Raw genomic sequence first — 15,801 nt, forward strand, 5'->3', positions numbered from 1 at the left:
GACGCGAGGCAGGTCAGTCGTCAACGGTCCTCCAGCGGCGGGTGCCGATGAGGTGACTCTGCAGGTCCTCGCCAGGATGACGGTTCCAGGTGCCGTCGGAGTTGAGCCACCACGCGTTGGTGTTCTCGGCCATGGCCAGGTCCATCAGCTCCATGAGGTACGCCTTGTGCTGCGGCGCCGTGACCTTGACCAGGGCTTCGACGCGGCGGTCGAGGTTGCGGCGCATCAGGTCGGCGCTGCCGATCCACACCTCGGGCCGGCGCCCGAGGCCGAACTCGTAGACGCGGGAGTGCTCCAGGAAGCGCCCCAGGATCGACCGTACGCGGATCGTCTCCGACAAATCGGGAATGCCCGGACGCAGGGTGCAGATGCCGCGTACCCACAGATCCACCGGAACGCCCGCCCTGGAGGCCCGGTAGAGGGCGTCGATGATCGGCTCGTCCACCAGCGAGTTCGTCTTGATCCTGATCCGCGCGGGACGCCCGGCCTGCTGGTGGGTGATCTCCCGCTCGATCCTGGCCAGCAGCCCGCCGCGCATGGAGTGGGGCGCGACCAGCAGGCGGCGGTAGGCGGAGTGGTGGGAGTAGCCGGTCAGGTGGATGAACAGGTCGGTGACGTCCTCGCCGACCAGCGGATCGGCGGTGAGCAGGCCGAAGTCCTCGTACTGGCGGGCGGTCTTGGGGTTGTAGTTGCCGGTGCCGATGTGGCAGTAGCGGCGCAGCTCGCCCGAGGGCTCCTGGCGTACGACGAGGGCGAGCTTGCAGTGGGTCTTGAGCCCGACCACGCCGTAGACGACGTGACAGCCGGCCCGCTCCAGCTTGCGCGCCCAGGTGATGTTGGCCCGCTCGTCGAAGCGGGCCTTGATCTCGACGACGACCACGACCTGCTTGCCGGCCTCGGCCGCGTCGACCAGGGCGTCCACGATGGGGGAGTCGCCGCTGGTGCGGTAGAGGGTGTGCTTGATCGCCAGGACCCGCGGGTCGGCCGCGGCGGCCTCGATGAAGTGCTGGACGCTGGTGGCGAACGAGTCGTACGGGTGGTGCAGCAGCACGTCGCGCTCGCGCAGGATCGAGAAGACGTCGTCCTCGGCGTTGATCACCTCGGCCGGCACGAACGGCCGGTAGCTCAGCTCGCCCCGGTCGAGGTCGGCGATGGCGTGCAGGCCCGACAGGTCGAGCGGCCCAGGCAGCCGGTAGATCTCGTGCGTGGCCAGCTCCAGCTCCTCGACCAGCGGCGCGAGCACCTCGGGGGTGATCGTGTCCTCGACCTCCAGGCGCACGGGCGGGCCGAAGCGCCGCTTCAGCAGCTCCTTCTCCAGGGCCTGCATGAGGTTCTCGGTGACGTCCTCGTCGACGTCGAGGTCCTCGTTCCTGGTGACGCGGAAGACGTGGTGCTGGAGGATCTCCATGCCCTTGAAGAGCTGTCCGAGATGAGCGGCGATGACGTCTTCGAGCGGGACGAAGCGGTCTTTGGACGCCGGGACGAACCGGGGGAGCTGCGAGGGAACCTTGACCCGGGCGAACACCGTGTGGCCGGTCGCCGGGTTGCGCACGAGGACGGCCAGATTCAGGCTGAGCCCGGAGATGTAGGGAAACGGGTGGGCGGGATCGACGGCCAGCGGCGTCAGCACGGGCCTGATCCGTTCCCTGAACAGTTTGCGCAGCTCGGTGCGCTCCTCGCGGCCGAGGTTGTCCCACCGGACGACCTCGATGCCCTCGGTGGCCAGCTCGGGGCAGATCTGCTGGTGGAAGGCCGCCGCGTGCCGCCTGGCCAGCCGGTCGGCGACGGTCGCGATCCTGATCAGCTCTTCGCGGGGCTTGAGCCCGCTCCTGGTCCGCAGCAGCAGGCCGGTCGCCATGCGCCGTTTCAGTCCGGCCACCCTGACCCGGAAGAACTCGTCCAGGTTGCTGGCGAAGATGGCGAGGAAGCGCACCCGTTCGAGGAGGGGAAGGGAGGGATCTTCGGCCAGGTCGAGGACGCGTTCGTTGAACTGGAGCCAGCTCTCCTCACGGTTGAGAAACCGCTCCTGTGGCAGGGGCAGGTCGTTGGCAGTTCCGACCGGTTCTGCGGACATATGGCGTATATTGCCCCAATTGGTTGAACAGAACGTTAACGTAGCCGCAACGGCTCAACCTGGAAGGTCGGCCCAGCTCAACCCCATCGTCACCCGGTACGCCCCGAGTGTTCAAGACTCACTCAGGATGATCTACCTGTTCGAGACGGGCGGCCCGTTCGGCCAGCCTGGCCTCCCGCTGGCGGATCTTCTCCTCCCGCTCGCGGGCCTTCTCGGCCTCCTTGAGCAGGCGCTCGCGTTCCTTCTCCGCCTCCTTCAGCAGCCGCTCGCGCTCCTTCAGCTCGCGCACCCTGGCCTTCTCTGCCTCCTTGAGCTCGCGCTGACGCTGCTTCTCGGCCTCCTTGAACTCCTTCTCCCTGGCCTTCTCGAACTCGCGCAGCTCCTTCTCCCCGCTCGTCCGCGGCTTGGGCGGCTGGCCCTGGCCACGGCTGCCCGTGACGGTGATCGACGGAGTGGGGTTGAGCCCGGTCAGGCCGTTCCAGGCCAGGTTGACCAGATGGGCGGCGACCTCCTCGCGGCCCGGCTTGCGCACGTCGAGCCACCACTGGCCGGTCAGCGCCACCATGCCGACCAGCATCTGGGCGTACATCGGGGCCAGCTTGGGGTCGTAGCCGCGGCCCGCGAACTCGTCGGCCAGCACGTCCTCCACCTGGCTGGCGATCTCGCTGATCAGGCTCGCGAACGTGCCCGTGCCCGAGGCCGCGTGGGAGTCGCGGACCAGGATGCGGAAGCCCTCGCTGCTCTCCTCGATGTAGTGGAGCAGGGCCAGCGCGGCCCGTTCCAGCTTGATCAGCGCGTGGGAGGCGGAGAGGGCTTCGGTGATCATGCCGAGCAGCTTCTGCATCTCGCGGTCGACGACGACGGCGTAGACGCCTTCCTTACCACCGAAATGTTCGTATACCACGGGTTTCGACACCTGCGCGGTAGCGGCGATCTCCTCGATAGAGGTCCCGTCGAACCCCTTCTCCGCGAAGAGCGTGCGGCTGATGCTGATCAGCTGCTCTCTTCGCTCTGCACCGGACATGCGCCTGCGGGATCGGGGTTCGGTCACGGTACCCATAATGACGGCCACGCTTCCGTGGCCGCTCATCGGATCTTGGGCAGGGTCAGGCAACGCGCTTCGCCGCCAGGCGCTCAGGCGTCGGCCAGCGCACGTCATATACCCAGCCCAGCTTCTCGAAGATCCTGATCAGGCCCGCGCTCAGGTCGATCTGACCCTTGAGCACGCCGTGCCTGGCGCAGGTCGGGTCGGAGTGGTGCAGGTTGTGCCACGACTCGCCGAAGGAGGGGATGGCCAGCCACCACACGTTGCGCGACTTGTCGCGGACCTGGAAGTTCTCCTCGCCGAAGACGTGGCAGATCGAGTTGATCGACCAGGTCACGTGGTGCAGCAGGCCGATGCGGATGAGCGAGCCCCAGAACAGCGCGGTCAGGCCGCCCTGCCAGGACCAGGTGAGCAGCAGGCCGAGCACGCCGGGCAGCAGGATCGAGGCGAGCGCCATGGCGCCGAACCACTTGTGCATCTTCAGCACGTCGTCGTCCCGGCACAGGTCGGGGGCGTACTTCTCCCTGTTGGTGCGCTCGCTCTCGAACAGCCAGCCCATGTGGGCGTAGAGCAGGCCCTTGGCCATGTTCTTGAAGCCAGGGCCGAAGCGCCACGGCGAGTGCGGGTCACCCTCCTTGTCGGAGAACTTGTGGTGCTTGCGGTGCGTGGCCACCCAGTCGAGCACGGACATCTCCAGCGACAGGGTGCCGGCGATGCCCAGCGCGATCTTCAGCGGCCGCTTGGCCTTGAACGAGCCGTGCGTGAAGTAGCGGTGCAGCCCCACCGTGACACCGAGTCCGGAGACCACGTAGAAGACGAACGCGATGGCGATGTCCGTCCAGCCGAGCCCCCATCCCCACGCGAACGGCACGGCCGCGGCGAGCGCGACGATGGGCAGCCCGACGACCAGTCCGAAGGTGATGAGCTCGGACTTGGACTTCGGCTCCGCTTCGAACTCCGGTTTCGGGGAAGAGGCTGAACGCTCGGCGATAACGGTCACTGGCGACCTCCAACGACGTGTATGTGGATGTATGTCCAGGCTACGCCACCGTAACCTACGCCAGCGTAAGTTAGGAAGACCTAAGTTGGGAATATCGGGAAGATGACGGCGCTTCCGGCAAGGTGCGTGGGGTTCGTGGCTTGCGCCGTTTCGGACGGTCTGTTATAAGGACGCCCGCTCCGAAACCCCTGTCAGCAGGGCGGATGCGCTACGTTGCGCGGGCGGGAGGCTATTACGGGCGCGCGCCAGGCCGCGGGGTCGGTATCGTAGGGGGTGTCGGACATCACGTGTTCGGCCCGTCCCGGATCGTCTAATCGGCAGGACAAGTGGTTTTGGTCCACTTTGTAGGGGTTCGAGTCCTCTTCCGGGAGCTCTGAGGTGTTCCCCCCGCGAAATCTCCGGGGTGGGGCCAGGTATCCTCACGGTGTCGGGAGGGTAGCGGTGCGGTAGACGTACCGCAGAGCCCTGATCCTTCCAGCCACAGGAGCCTCAGTCCGTGAGTGTGCCGCGCCCGGCAGCCGTGATCGTCCTCGCCGCGGGCGAGGGCACCCGGATGAAGAGCCAGACCCCGAAAGTCCTCCACGAGGTGTGCGGCCGAGCACTGGTCGACCACATGCTCTCCGCCGCCCGCGACCTCGACCCCGAGCGGCTCATCGTGGTCATCGGCCACGCCCTTGAGCAGGTCGGCGGCCATCTCGCCGCGAGCAGCCCCGACGCCCGCGCGGTCGTCCAGCGCGAGCAGCGCGGCACCGGCCACGCCGTCCGCACCGTGCTCGAAGAGGTCGGCACGATCTCCGGCACCGTCCTGGTCACCTACGGCGACGTGCCGCTCCTGCGCACCGAGACCCTGGCCGGGCTGCTCGAACGGCACGCCGCCGAGGGCAACGCGGTCACCGTGCTGACGGCCGAGGTGCCCGACCCGACCGGCTACGGGCGGATCATCCGCGACGACGCCGGCGCGGTCCTGGAGATCGTCGAGGAGAAGGACGCCGATCCGGAGCAGCGTGCCATCAGGGAGATGAACTCCGGCATCTACGCCTTCGACGGCCTGCTGCTCGCCGACGCCGTCAAGCGCGTGTCCACCGACAACGCCCAGGGCGAGGAATACCTGACCGACGTCCTCGCCATCCTGCGCCGCGACGGCCACCGGGTAGGCGCCTGCGTGGCCGCCGACTTCGTCGAGGTCGAGGGCGTCAACGACCGCGTGCAGCTGGCCGCCGTCCGCAAGGTGCTCAACCGGCGCCTGCTTGAGGCCCACATGCGGGCCGGGGTCACGATCGTCGACCCCGACTCCACCTGGATCGACGTCGGGGTCAAGATCGGCCCCGACGCGGTCGTCCACCCCGCCACCCAGCTCCACGGCGCCACGGTCATCGAGTCCGGCGCCGAGGTCGGCCCCGCGACCACGCTGACCGACACGTTCGTCGGGCAGGGCGCCGTGGTCCGCAACGCGGTCTGCGACCACGCCGAGATCGGCCCGGAGGCCAACGTCGGCCCCTACGCCTACCTGCGCCCCGGCACCGTGCTGGGTCACAGGTCCAAGGCCGGGACCTTCGTCGAGATGAAGAACACCAAGGTCGGCCAGCGCTCCAAGGTGCCGCACCTGTCCTATGCGGGAGACGCCACCATCGGCGACGACGTCAACATCGGCGCCTCCACCGTCTTCGTCAACTACGACGGGGTCGACAAGCACCACACCACCGTGCGCGACGGCGCGTTCGTCGGCTGCGACACCATGCTCGTCGCCCCGGTGACCGTCGGCGACGGCGCCTACACGGCGGCGGGCTCGACCATCACCGACGACGTCCCCCCGGGCGCCATCGGCGTGGCCCGCGCACGGCAGCGCAACATCGAGAAATGGGTCGTGCGCAGGCGCGCGGGCACGAAATCGGCCGCGGCCGCCGAGCGGGCGCTGGCCGGGCAAGATCAGGAGAAAGAGCAGTGACCAGCATCAAACAGCCCGGTGAGAAGAACCTCATGCTCTTCTCGGGCCGGGCACATCCGGAGCTGGCCGACGAGGTCGCCGAGCACGTCGGCGTCTCCCTCACCCCCACCAAACTCATCGACTTCGCCAACGGCGAGATCTACGCCCGCTATCTGGAGTCCGTACGCGGCTGCGACGCCTTCGTCATCCAGAGCCACACCGGGCCGATCAACAAGTGGATCATGGAACAACTCATCATGGTCGACGCGCTCAAGCGGGCCTCCGCCAAGCGCATCACCGTGGTCATGCCGTTCTTCGGCTACGCCCGCCAGGACAAGAAGGGCCGCGGCCGCGAGCCCATCACGGCCCGGCTGATGGCCGACCTGTTCAAGACCGCGGGCGCCGACCGGCTCATGTCGATCGACCTGCACACCTCCCAGATCCAGGGCTTCTTCGACGGCCCGGTCGACCACCTGTTCGCCATGCCGGTGCTGGAGAGCTACCTCAAGAACAAGCTCGACCTGGAGAACACCACCGTCGTCTCGCCCGACACCGGCCGGGTGCGCCTGTCGGAGCGCTGGGCCGACACGCTGGGCACGCCGCTGGCGTTCATCCACAAGCGGCGCGACCTCGACGTGGCCAACTCGGTCAAGGTCAGCGAGGTCGTCGGCAAGGTGCGCGGCCGCACCTGCGTCCTCATCGACGACATGATCGACACCGCCGGCACCATCTGCAAGGCCGCCGATGCCCTCTACGACCAGGGCGCCACCAACGTGATCGTGGCCGCCACCCACGCGGTCTTCTCCGACCCCGCCGTCGACCGGCTGAAGAACTCCCGGATCTCCGAGGTCATCGTCACCAACACGCTGCCGCTGGCCGAGAGCGCCAAGTTCGACAAGCTCACCGTGCTGTCCATCGCGCCGCTCATCGCCCGCGCGATCACCGAGGTGTTCCAGGACGGTTCGGTCACGAGCTTGTTCGAGGGCGACACGTGAGCCAGTAGACTGAACAGGTTGCGCTCGTAACGCCTCCCGCTAGGGCGGGTCAGGGAGAGCGCCGCACCAGCCGCCTACCGCATCCCTAGGAGATGTCGTGTCTGAAGTTCGCATCGCCGCCGAGCCGCGCACCACGTTCGGCAAGGGCGCCGCCCGCAAGATCCGCCGTGCCGACAAGGTGCCCGCCGTTCTCTACGGGCACGGCATCGACCCCAAGCACCTGACCCTGCCGGGCCACGAGGTGCTGCTCGCGCTGCGCACGCCCAACGTGCTGATCCGCCTCAAGGGTGAGGGCGTCGACGAGCTCGCGCTGCCCAAGGGCGTCCAGCGCGACCCGATCAAGGGCTTCGTCGAGCACGTCGACCTGCTCCTGGTCCGGAGCGGCGAGAAGGTCACGGTCGAGATCCCGGTCACCACGACCGGCGACGTCAACTCCGAGGGCCTGCTCGACCAGCAGCTCGTCTCCATCGGCGTGGAGGCCGAGGCCACCCACATCCCGACCGGCATCGAGGTCGACGTCGAGGGCCTCACGGTCGGCACCGTGGTCACCGCCGCCCAGCTCAAGCTGCCGCAGGGCAGCACGCTGACCGCCGACCCCGAGGCCGTGATTCTCCAGGTCATCAACAAGCCGATGGAGGCTCCCGCCGAGGGCGAGGAAGGCGGCGAAGTGGCCGCCGAGGGCGAGACCGCGCAGGCCGCCGACAGCGAGTAAGCGTCGGGTTCGATCGTGGACGGGGCGGCCGGATTCGAGCCGTCCCGTTCCGCTGTGAGGGGAGCGCATGGATCGCTGGTTGATCGCCGGACTGGGTAACCCAGGGCCCGAATACGCGGGCAACCGGCACAACGCCGGCTTCATGGTGCTGGACGAGCTGGCCGCCAGGGCCGGCGGGCGGATGAAGGCCCACAAGAGCAGGGCCGAGGTGTGCGAGACGAGCACCGCCGTTCTGGCCAAGCCCCTGACGTACATGAACCTGTCCGGCGGGCCCGTCAAGGCGCTCTGCGACTTCTACAAGATCGGCCCCGAGCGGCTGATCGTCGTCCACGACGAGCTCGACGTGCCCTACGGCGCGCTGCGGGCCAAGCCGGGCGGCGGCGACAACGGCCACAACGGCCTCAAGTCGATCACCAAGGTGCTCGGCACCCGCGACTACCTGCGTGTCCGCTTCGGCATCGGGCGCCCGCCCGGCCGCATGGACCCGGCCTCGTTCGTGCTCAGAGACTTCGCCACCATGGAGCGCAAGGACCTGCCCTTCCTGGTCGACCGGGCCGCCGACGTGGTGGAGTCGCTGATGACCCGCGGCCTGGAGGCCACACAGAACGACTTCCACCGGGCTGATCTGCACATATCCGGCCCTCCTCGCTGATCCCCGCATAGAGTCGTTCGCCGGATCGCGGCCTTACGCACGGCTACGATCGGTGACTGTCCGTTCAGGAGAGGTTGGTCACCTGGAGGCAGGCGTGCGCGGTGATGGGGTCATGGCCGTCGTCAGGACGGGTCATGAGCTCGGCTGGGGAGACCGGCCGCGCACGCTCTCCTGGGTCCGCTCCTACCGGCTGATGGCCGTGGCGGGAGACCTGTGCGGGGCGGCGATCGGGGCCGGGGCCGCCTTCACCGTCAGATTCGGCGGGATCACGCCTTACGTGCTGCCGTACCTGCTGGTCAGCATGGTGCTGCCGGGGGTGTGGTGCTGCGCGGTGGCGCTCAACCGGGCGTACGAGCCGCGCATGCTCGGCGTCGGCTCCGAGGAGTTCCGCCGGATCGTGCAGACCGGCGTGGCGCTGGTGGCCGGCACGGCCATCGGCTCCTACGTGACCAAGACCGACGTCGCCCGCGGCTACGTCGTGCTGGCCCTGCCCCTGGTCACGCTGTTCACCCTCGTCTTCAGGTACGCCCTGCGCCGCTCGCTGCACCGCCGCCGCGCCGCGGGCGCCTGCATGCGCAAGGTGGTCGCGGCCGGTCACGAGTCCTCGATCGAGGAGCTGATCCGGCTCTTCCGCCGCGAACGCCACCACGGCATGGACGTGGTCGCCGCCTGCCTGCCCGGCGGGCACGTGGGCCGGCGGGTGGCGGACGTCCCGGTCGCGGGCGACCTCACCGACGTGCCGATCGTGGTGGAGCAGTACGACGCCGACACCGTGGCCGTGCTGGCCTGCCCCGAGATGGACGGCCAGGCGCTGCGCCGGCTGGCCTGGCGGCTGGAGCGCACCCGCACCGAGCTGGTCGTCGCCCCGGCGCTGATGGACGTGGCCGGGCCGCGCACCATGATCAGGCCCATCGCCGGCATGCCGCTGCTGCACGTCGATCACCCCGAGCTGGCCGGGGTCAGGCAACTGGTGAAAAACGTCTTCGACCGGCTGGTGGCCGCCGCCCTGCTGGTGCTGCTGGCCCCGGCGCTGGCCGGGCTGGCCGCGGCCGTGCGCCTGACCAGCCCGGGGCCCGCGCTGTTCCGCCAGACTCGGGTGGGCAGGGACGGCCGGCTGTTCACGATCGTGAAGTTCCGCACGATGCGCCGCGGTTCTGAGCAGCAGAAGGTGACCCTGGTCAGCGACCGCGACGGGCTGCTGTTCAAGCTGCGCAACGACCCCCGGGTCACGCCGCTCGGCTCGCTGATGCGCCGCCACTCGCTCGACGAGCTGCCTCAGCTCCTCAACGTCGTACGCGGCCACATGTCGCTCGTGGGCCCCCGGCCGCCACTGCCGGAAGAGGTGGCGCGCTACGGTGACGACGTGCGCAGACGACTCCTCGTACGCCCTGGGCTGACCGGGCTGTGGCAGGTCAGTGGCAGATCTGACCTATCGTGGGAGGAATCCGTACGTCTGGACCTGCGTTACGTCGAGAACTGGTCCCTCACCTTGGACCTACAGATCCTGTGGAAGACTTGGTCGGCCGTCGCCCGCGGGCAAGGAGCATATTGATGACGATTCGCGACGACCACGCCCTCGCCGCCGATCTGGCGAACGAGGCGGGCGAGCGGCTGCTGCGGATCCGCGAGCGCATGGGCTACGGTGACGCGGCCGCGCTGCGGGCGGAGGGTGACCGGGCCTCCCACGTCTACCTCATGGAGTCCCTCGGCCGGCTGCGGCCCAGCGACAGCGTGCTGTCGGAGGAGGCCACGCGCGAGGAGCGGCTCGATCCGCGCCGGCTGAGCGCCGAGCGGGTCTGGATCGTCGATCCCCTGGACGGCACGCGCGAGTTCTCCGAGCGGCTGACCGAGGACGAAGAGGTGGGCCGGGCCGACTGGGCGGTCCACGTGGCGCTGTGGGAGCGGGGCAGGCTGGCCGCCGGCGCCGTGGCGCTGCCCGCCCAGGGCCGCACCCTGACCACCGCCGAGCCGCCGAAGCCGCCCGCCTTCGAGAAGGGCCGCTTCCGCATCGCGGTGAGCCGCACCAGGCCGCCCGAGTTCGTGCGCAAGCTGGCCTACCTCGTCGGGGCCGACCTCGTGCCCATCGGGTCGGCCGGCGCGAAGATCTCGGCCGTGCTCACCGGAGAGGTCGAGGCGTACGTACACGCCGGTGGCCAGTACGAGTGGGATTCGGCCGCGCCGGTCGCCGTCGCCCAGGTCGCCGGGGCTCACGCGAGCCGGATCGACGGCTCCGAGCTCACCTACAACCAAGCCGACCCATCACTACCGGATATCCTGGTTTCCCTACCGGAGCTGGCGACATCCCTGCTCGCCGGCATCCGGGACCTGCACCGCTGAACCGCCGGAGGAAAGCTCCCATGCTCCAGCGCGACTACACGACGTCGCAGCTCGACGTGCTCGAAGCAGAGGCCATCCACATCATGCGCGAAGTGGCGGCCGAGTTCGAGCGTCCGTGTCTGCTCTTCTCCGGAGGCAAGGACTCGATCGTGATGCTCCGCATCGCGGAGAAGGCCTTCTGGCCCGCGCCGATCCCGTTCCCGCTCATGCACGTCGACACCGGCCACAACTTCGACGAGGTCATCGAGTTCCGCGACCGCCGCTCGGCCGAGCTGGGCGCGCGGCTGATCGTGGCCAGCGTGCAGGACTCCATCGACCAGGGCCGGGTCGTGGAGGACACCGGGCGGCGCGCCTCGCGCAACCGCCTGCAGACCACCACGCTGCTCGACGCGATCGAGGAGCACGAGTTCGACGCGGTGTTCGGCGGCGCGCGGCGCGACGAGGAGAAGGCCAGGGCCAAGGAGCGGGTGTTCTCCTTCCGCGACGACTTCGGGCAGTGGGATCCGAAGAACCAGCGCCCCGAGCTGTGGAACCTCTACAACTCGCGCATCCGCAAGGGCGAGCACATCCGCGTCTTCCCGCTGTCCAACTGGACCGAGCTCGACGTCTGGGACTACATCAGGCGCGAGGGCATCGAGATCCCCTCCATCTACTTCGCCCACACCCGCAAGGTCTTCGAGCGCGACGGCATGCTGCTGCCCGACTCCGACGTCGTACAGCGCGGCGACGACGAGCCGCTGTTCGAGTCGGTGGTGCGCTACCGCACGGTGGGCGACATGACCTGCACGGGCGCCGTGCAGTCCTCGGCCGCCACGGTGGAGGAGATCATCGAGGAGATCGCGGCCACCCGGATCACCGAGCGCGGCGCCACCAGGGCCGACGACCGTGCCTCCGAGGCCGCCATGGAGGACCGGAAACGCGAGGGCTACTTCTGATGGAACCGTCCGTACCAGTCATTCAGACGGCGTCTACTTTCGAAGGTCACAGCTAATGGACATCCTTCGCTTTGCCACGGCGGGAAGCGTCGACGACGGCAAGTCCACCCTCATCGGACGGTTGCTCTTCGACTCCAAGGCGATCTTCGAGGACCAGCTCGAAGCCGTCGAACGCACCTCGCGCGACCGGGGCACCGAATACACCGACCTGTCGCTGCTGACCGACGGCCTGCGGGCCGAGCGGGAGCAGGGCATCACGATCGACGTGGCGTACCGCTATTTCGCGACGCCGCGCCGCAAGTTCATCATCGCCGACACGCCCGGCCACATCCAGTACACGAGGAACATGGTCACCGGCGCCTCCACGGCCGACCTGGCGATCATCCTCATCGACGCGCGCAAGGGCGTGCTGGAGCAGTCGCGCAGGCACGCGTTCCTGACCTCGCTGCTGCGCGTCCCGCACCTGGTGCTGGCCGTCAACAAGATGGACCTGGTCGGCTACTCGCGTGAGCGCTTCGAGGAGATCAGGGAGGAGTTCACGGCGTTCGCGTCCAAGCTGAACGTCACCGACCTGACCTTCATCCCGATCTCCGCGCTCAACGGCGACAACGTGGTCTCCCGTTCGGAGAACATGCCCTGGTACCTCGGCACCTCGCTGCTGCACCACCTGGAGAACGTGCACATCGCCTCCGACCGCAACCTGGTCGACGTGCGCTTCCCCGTCCAGTACGTGATCCGCCCGCAGCGGGCCACCGACCACGCCTTCCACGACTACCGCGGCTACGCGGGCCAGGTGGCCGGCGGCGTGCTCAAGCCCGGCGACGAGGTCGTCCACCTGCCCTCGGGCCTGACCACGCGGATCGCCTCCATCGACACCTTCGACGGGCCGGTGGAGGAGGCGTTCCCGCCCATGTCGGTGACGCTGCGCTTCGAGGACGACCTCGACATCTCGCGCGGCGACATGATCGCCAGGCCCAACAACCAGCCGCAGGTCGCGCAGGAGCTGCAGGCGATGGTCTGCTGGATGGCCGACGCGGTCAAGCTGACGCCGCGCTCGAAGCTGACGATCAAGCACACGACCCGTACAGCCCGCGCCATGGTGCGTGACCTGCACTACCGGCTCGACGTCAACACCCTGCACAGGGACGAGGAGGCGACCTCGCTCGGCCTCAACGAGATCGGGCGCGTGTCGCTGCGGGTCACCCAGCCGATGTTCGTGGACGACTATGCCCGTAACCGGCTGACCGGCGGTTTCATCCTCGTGGACGAGGCCACGAACGGCACCGTCGGCGCCGGCATGATCATGGACGCCAGCTAGGTAGATCTTTTGGGGTTTTCCATACCCGCCGATTACCCTGCGCGCTAAGGTCGTCGCGTTCGGTAGTCGACGACGCGAAGGCCCTGCCCCGTGACAGACAGCACGCACGCCCAGGTGATCTACCTGGGCGGCCTCGGACGCAGCGGCACCACGCTGCTGGAGCGGCTCCTCGGTGAGCTTCCCGGCGTGGTGGCGCTCGGCGAGGTGGTGCACCTGTGGGAGCGCGGGGTTCTCGCGGAAGAGCTCTGCGGGTGCGGTGCGTCCTTCCCTTCGTGTCCATTTTGGCGCTTCGTGGGGGAGCGCGCCTTTGGTGGCTGGACGCGAGGGTCGGCAGAACGGATCCTGAGACTGAGAACTAGGATCGACCGCACCCGCAGAATCCCCCGGATCGGCCATCCCGATCTGGCCGAGTACGTGCGGGCGTACCGGCAGCTCTACGACGCGACCGGCGCGCCGGTCGTCGTCGACTCCAGCAAGCACGCCTCGCTGGCCCGCTGCCTGATCGCCGGCGGCGTCGACCTGAAGATCGTGCACGTGGTGCGCGATCCCCGCGCGGTGGCCCACTCCTGGAGCAGGACCGTGCGGCGGCCCGAGGACGGGCGGCCGATGACCCGCTGGAGCCCGGCCCGCACCGCCGTCCACTGGACGGCGCAGAACGCCGCGCTCTCGCTCCTGCCCATGCGCAGGGCCCGCGTGACCAGGATCCGGTACGAGGACCTGGTCGCCGCGCCCGGCGACACCCTGCGGGCGCTGGCGTTCCAGCTCGGGCTGCCCGAGCCCGAGCTGCCCTTCCTGCACGGACGCACCGCCTGGCTCGGCCACTCCCACACGGTCTCGGGCAATCCGATGCGCTTTCACGTGGGGCAGATCGTGCTGTGCCGCGATGACATGTGGCGGGCGCGGCTGCCCGAGGCGGACCGGCGCGTGGTCAGCGCCCTGACGTGGCCGCTGCGGGCGCGTTACGGGTATCGGGGGGCGGCGTGACGCCCTCGGTGGGGGTGATCGTCCCGACCCGGGGCGACCGCCGGGGGCCGCTGCGCGAGGCCGTGGCCGCCGTGCTCGGCCAGGAGCATGCCGGGCGGCTCGACGTGGTCGTGGTGGCGGACGGCGTCAGCGCCCATGAGGTGACGGGGCAACTGGCCGGGCTGCCGGACGAGCGGTTGGCTGGGCGATCGGGCGGGGCGGAGCGGACGGTGCGCGTTCTGGGCAACACGCGCACCCCTGGACTTCCCGGTGCGCGTAACACCGGCATCGACGCCTGTGACACCGAGCTGATCGCCTTCTGCGACGACGATGACGTGTGGCTGCCCGGCAAGCTCACCGCCCAGATCCGCGCCCTGCGTGACGGCGGCGGCGAGTTCGCCAGCTGCGGCATCGAGGTGGAGCACCGCGGCCGTCGCGTGGCCCGTCTCGCCGGCGCCTCCGTGGTGACCGCGGCCGACCTGATCCGGTCGCGGATGGTGATGGTGCACTCATCGACCTTTCTGTTCCGGCGCGGCGAGCTCCGGCCCGACGAGAGCGCCCCCGCCGGACAGAACGAAGACTGGGACCTGGCGCTACGCGCCGCCAAGCGGCGGCCGCTCGTCCACATCGACCGGCCGCTTGTGCTCGTGCGCTGGGCCGGGTCCCACTACGCCGCCCGGTGGGCGGACCGCATCGCCGGGCTGGAGTGGATGCTCGCCCGGCATCCGGAACTGGCCGTGGACCCGTGCGGCGCGGCGCGGGTCTACGGTCAGCTGGCGTTCGGCCACGCCGCCCTCGGGCGACGGCGCGCGGCCGTCCGCTGGGCCGCCCGCGCCTTCGCCACCCGGCCCCGCGAGCCACGCGCCCCGATCGCGCTCGCGGTGGCGGCCGGGCTCGTCTCCGCGCCCACGGTGCTGTCGGCCCTGCACACCCGCGGACACGGCATTTGATCCCGCCCCAGGGCGACGAGCCGCAGGGGAGCGGTGAGGCGTCGCGGCGGCGGTCTGGCGACGGGCGGGTGGTCGTGGGTGGGGTGGGGGTGGATGCGTTGACGGAGGCGGAGGTCGTTGAGCGGGTGGCCGCGGATCTGGAGGTCGGCCGGGGCGGGCGGATTGTCACCCCGAATGTGGACATCTGCCGTGCTGTCGCCGCAGACCCCAAGCTCCAGCGGCTGGTGTGCTCGGCCGAGCTCGTCGTTCCCGACGGGATGCCGTTGGTGTGGGCCGCCAGGCTGCTCGGCACGCCCGTGCCGGAACGGGTCACGGGGGCCGATCTCATCTGGTCGCTGAGCGGGCTCGCCGCCCGCCGTGGCTGGCCCGTCTACCTGCTCGGCGGCCCGCCCGGTGTGGCCAGGAAGGCGGCCGGCGCGCTCAGGCGGCGTCACTCCGGGTTACGGGTGTGCGGGGTCGACGCGCCGCCCTACCGCTTCGACGCCACCCCCGAAGGGATCGACCGCGCCCGCCGCAAGGTGGTCGCCGCCCGGCCCAGGATCGTCTTCGTCGGCCTCGGCTTCCCTCGCCAGGACCGGCTCATCGCCTCCCTGCGGGAAGAGCTGCCGCAGGCGTGGTTCGTGGGCTGCGGGGCGGCCATCGCCTTCGCCGCGGGCACGGTGGCCAGGGCTCCTGAGTGGCTGCGGCGGGCCGGGCTGGAGTGGGCGTTCCGGCTTCTCACCGAGCCGGGGCGGCTGGCGCGCCGCTACCTGATCGACGACCTGCCGTTCGCGGCGGGCCTGCTCACCGGCTGCCTGACAGTCCGCCTCAGAAGCGGCCTCCGCGCACTGAGACACCCTCGCCATCTCCTCACGCCGAGCCGCCGCCGCCCGGAGCGACTCAGCTCGCCGTAGCAG

At 69.6% G+C, this 15,801-nt stretch carries 14 protein-coding genes and 1 tRNA gene; 12 read left to right on the forward strand and 3 right to left on the reverse strand.

Features of this window, described 5'->3' with window-relative positions:
- Window positions 1-13: 13 nt before the first annotated feature.
- The 3 genes from AB0C28_RS47730 to AB0C28_RS47740 form a co-directional block, all read right to left on the reverse strand.
- Complete coding sequence (locus tag AB0C28_RS47730) at window positions 14-2,074, reverse strand: RNA degradosome polyphosphate kinase (protein WP_358082864.1); 2,061 nt, start codon at window positions 2,072-2,074, stop codon at window positions 14-16.
- Between the two features lie 118 nt (window positions 2,075-2,192).
- Window positions 2,193-3,125, reverse strand: a complete 933-nt coding sequence (locus AB0C28_RS47735; RefSeq protein WP_358082867.1) for a TetR family transcriptional regulator — start codon at window positions 3,123-3,125, stop codon at window positions 2,193-2,195.
- 55 nt (window positions 3,126-3,180) lie between these two features.
- Window positions 3,181-4,119, reverse strand: coding sequence for an acyl-CoA desaturase (locus tag AB0C28_RS47740; protein WP_358082870.1), 939 nt, complete (start codon window positions 4,117-4,119; stop codon window positions 3,181-3,183).
- A 299-nt stretch (window positions 4,120-4,418) separates the two neighbouring features.
- Between AB0C28_RS47740 and AB0C28_RS47745 the strand changes: the two genes are divergently transcribed.
- The 12 genes from AB0C28_RS47745 to AB0C28_RS47800 all read left to right on the forward strand — a co-directional run bounded on the left by AB0C28_RS47745 (window position 4,419) and on the right by AB0C28_RS47800 (window position 15,798).
- Window positions 4,419-4,490, forward strand: a tRNA-Gln gene (locus tag AB0C28_RS47745).
- Between the two features lie 125 nt (window positions 4,491-4,615).
- A complete protein-coding gene (gene glmU / locus AB0C28_RS47750) occupies window positions 4,616-6,064 on the forward strand; it encodes a bifunctional UDP-N-acetylglucosamine diphosphorylase/glucosamine-1-phosphate N-acetyltransferase GlmU (protein ID WP_357855212.1) in 1,449 nt (482 codons plus the stop codon).
- On the forward strand, window positions 6,061-7,038 hold the full coding sequence (locus AB0C28_RS47755) for a ribose-phosphate diphosphokinase (RefSeq protein WP_357855209.1): 978 nt from the start codon (window positions 6,061-6,063) through the stop codon (window positions 7,036-7,038). The genes glmU and AB0C28_RS47755 overlap by 4 nt, the downstream gene beginning before the upstream one ends.
- A 97-nt stretch (window positions 7,039-7,135) precedes the next feature.
- Window positions 7,136-7,750, forward strand: a complete 615-nt coding sequence (locus AB0C28_RS47760) for a 50S ribosomal protein L25/general stress protein Ctc (protein WP_357855206.1) — start codon at window positions 7,136-7,138, stop codon at window positions 7,748-7,750.
- Between the two features lie 67 nt (window positions 7,751-7,817).
- The gene (gene pth, locus AB0C28_RS47765) at window positions 7,818-8,402 is read left to right on the forward strand and encodes an aminoacyl-tRNA hydrolase (protein WP_358082874.1); all 585 of its coding nucleotides are present in this window, start codon (window positions 7,818-7,820) and stop codon (window positions 8,400-8,402) included.
- A 193-nt stretch (window positions 8,403-8,595) separates the two neighbouring features.
- The gene (locus tag AB0C28_RS47770; protein WP_357855548.1) at window positions 8,596-9,954 is read left to right on the forward strand and encodes a sugar transferase; all 1,359 of its coding nucleotides are present in this window, start codon (window positions 8,596-8,598) and stop codon (window positions 9,952-9,954) included.
- Window positions 9,954-10,739, forward strand: coding sequence for a 3'(2'),5'-bisphosphate nucleotidase CysQ (locus tag AB0C28_RS47775; RefSeq protein WP_358082877.1), 786 nt, complete (start codon window positions 9,954-9,956; stop codon window positions 10,737-10,739). The genes AB0C28_RS47770 and AB0C28_RS47775 overlap by 1 nt, the downstream gene beginning before the upstream one ends.
- 20 nt (window positions 10,740-10,759) lie before the next feature.
- A complete protein-coding gene (cysD, locus tag AB0C28_RS47780) occupies window positions 10,760-11,674 on the forward strand; it encodes a sulfate adenylyltransferase subunit CysD (protein WP_346108859.1) in 915 nt (304 codons plus the stop codon).
- Window positions 11,625-12,992 carry a sulfate adenylyltransferase subunit CysN gene (cysN, locus tag AB0C28_RS47785; RefSeq protein WP_357855197.1) on the forward strand — a complete coding sequence of 456 codons (1,368 nt, stop codon included), beginning with the start codon at window positions 11,625-11,627 and terminating at the stop codon, window positions 12,990-12,992. Before cysD ends, cysN begins: the two co-directional genes overlap by 50 nt.
- A gap of 90 nt (window positions 12,993-13,082) precedes the next feature.
- Entirely contained in the window at window positions 13,083-13,976 is an 894-nt protein-coding gene (locus AB0C28_RS47790) for a sulfotransferase (RefSeq protein ID WP_357855194.1), read from the forward strand.
- Window positions 13,973-14,905: a glycosyltransferase gene (locus AB0C28_RS47795; protein ID WP_357855191.1), complete on the forward strand. Its 933-nt coding sequence runs from the start codon at window positions 13,973-13,975 to the stop codon at window positions 14,903-14,905. Before AB0C28_RS47790 ends, AB0C28_RS47795 begins: the two co-directional genes overlap by 4 nt.
- 89 nt (window positions 14,906-14,994) lie before the next feature.
- Complete coding sequence (locus AB0C28_RS47800) at window positions 14,995-15,798, forward strand: WecB/TagA/CpsF family glycosyltransferase (protein ID WP_357855188.1); 804 nt, start codon at window positions 14,995-14,997, stop codon at window positions 15,796-15,798.
- The last annotated feature ends 3 nt before the right edge of the window (window positions 15,799-15,801 follow it).

It is taken from the genome of Nonomuraea sp. NPDC048892 (assembly GCF_040649735.1).
Lineage (GTDB): Bacteria > Actinomycetota > Actinomycetes > Streptosporangiales > Streptosporangiaceae > Nonomuraea > Nonomuraea maheshkhaliensis.